Raw genomic sequence first — 1,831 nt, 5'->3', positions numbered from 1 at the left:
CCCTGCCCGACCGTGTCCGCCCCGGGTGCGTCCCGCCGCGCGCCGAAGGGCGGAACCCGCCCACGGGGTCCCGCCCTTCGCCGTACCCTCCGCTGCGCCGGCCGCGCCGCTGCGCCGTAAGCGCTACGCCTCGCCGATCGCCTGCCGCAGCGCCTCCGCCGCCTCGGCCGTCGCCTCCCGGAAGCGGCCCCCGATGCCGAGGTAGTTGGCGTACCCGTGGATGAGGTCCGGCTGCCGGCTCAGCCTCACCGCGACCCCGGCCTCCTGCAGCGCCCGCGCGTACGCCTCGCCCTCGTCGCGCAGCGGGTCGAAGCCCGCGGTGCCGATGTACGCGGGCGGCAGGCCGGTCAGGTCCTCGGCGAGCAGCGGCGACAGCCGCGGGTCGGTGCGGTCGGCGGGCGCGGGCGCGTAGCGGTCGGCGAACCAGTCCATGTCCGCGTCGGTCTGGAAGAACCCGTCGGCGAACAGCCCGCGCGAGGGGTGCCGGACCGAGGCGTCGGTCGCCGGGTAGAGCAGCAGCTGGAACACCGGGGCGGGCCCGCCCCGCCGGACGGCCTGCTGGGCGACGACGGCCGCCAGGTTGCCGCCCGCGCTGTCCCCGCCGACCGCGATCCGCTCCGGGTCCGCGCCCAGGTCGGCCGCCTCGGCGTGGGCGTGGTCGAGGGCGGCCAGCGCGTCCTCGGCCGCCGCCGGGAACACGTGCTCGGGCGCCAGCCGGTACTCCACCGACAGCACCCGCACCCGCGCCCGCCGGGCGAGGAAGCGGGCGACGTGATCGTGGCTGGCCCGGCTGCCGACCACCCAGCCCCCGCCGTGCAGGAAGACCAGCAGGCCGGAGCCCGTCGCCAGCCCGTCCGGGGTGTACAGCGTGGCGGCCAGCTCGCCGTGCTCCCGCGGGATGCCGACGCTCCGCGCGGCCACCGCACGGTCCTGCGGCCCGCCCACCAGGTGCCGTGCGTGCTCCATCGCGGCCCGCGACGACCCGACCCCGCCCGGCATCACCAGGGCCGCCTTGGACAGCCGTTGGAGCTTGAGCATCAGCTGCGCGTCCAGCGCGAGCGTCTGCCCGTCGCGGACCACCGGCTTGCCCGCGATGGCCCGCCGCAGGCCCTCCGGCAGGGCGTACGCGGCGCGGACGACGGCGGCCTGGATCCGGACGGGCGGTGGGATCGTCATCTCTTCTGCCTCCTGAGGGCAGCCCCGGAACGGTGTCGGGGCGGTGTCGGGGCGGTTCTGCCGGAACCGGGAGCCCATGATGGGCCCCTCCCACCGGACGTGGAAGCCTCCTGGACACCGCCTGAACCCGCCCTCGACCCCGCCGCGCGCCGTCGGCCCGCCCGCTCAGGCGCCGCGCCGGTCCTGCGCGTCGAAGGACGCCAGCGTGCGCGCGCCCGGTTCGAGCGCCCGGCGCAGTGCGGCCAGCACGTCCGCCTCCAACCCGCCGACGGCCTCGGCGAGTTCCTCCGCCACGTCCGCCGCGATCTCCTCGGCCACGGCGTCCGCGGCCGTACGGGGCCCCAGTTTGCCGACGGCGGCCGCGGCCCGGGCGGGGGTGAGCAGGGCGGAGGCCTGGACGAGGAGCCAGGCCGGGACGCCGGCCGCGCCCCGGGGCGGGGGGAGGTACGGGCGGGCGCCGTCGTAGCGGTCGTCCTCGGCGAAGGCCTGCTGCTTCACCTTCACCAGCGGACGGGCCGGGCCGGACTCGTGCCACTCGCCGGCGGGTTTGAGGACGTACCCCTCGGCGAGGTTGTCCGGCAGTTCGGGCAGGCCGAACAGCGCGGGCACCCGGGTGGGGTAGCGCACCGGCAGGTCGTGCAGGGCGGCCAGGGGG

At 77.9% G+C, this 1,831-nt stretch carries 2 protein-coding genes; both read right to left on the bottom strand.

From position 1 onward, the window contains the following. Positions 1-123: 123 nt before the first annotated feature. The gene (locus tag ACIQOV_RS39875; RefSeq protein WP_401055830.1) at positions 124-1,176 is read right to left on the bottom strand and encodes an alpha/beta hydrolase; all 1,053 of its coding nucleotides are present in this window, start codon (positions 1,174-1,176) and stop codon (positions 124-126) included. Positions 1,177-1,341: 165 nt separating this feature from the next. Beyond that, on the bottom strand, positions 1,342-1,831 hold a 490-nt coding region (locus ACIQOV_RS39870; RefSeq protein WP_401055828.1), incomplete at its 5' end, for a hypothetical protein.

The organism is Kitasatospora sp. NPDC091257 (assembly GCF_044757675.1).
GTDB lineage: Bacteria > Actinomycetota > Actinomycetes > Streptomycetales > Streptomycetaceae > Kitasatospora > Kitasatospora lactacystinica.
Note: the sequence above shows the minus strand (reverse complement) of the source record. Positions and strands in the feature narration are given on the sequence as shown.

Bases quoted from the DNA above. Each gene is read 5' to 3' on its own strand.
- ACIQOV_RS39875 (WP_401055830.1), bottom strand. From the start codon at position 1,176: ATGACGATCCCACCGCCCGTCCGGATCCAGGCCGCCGTCGTCCGCGCC.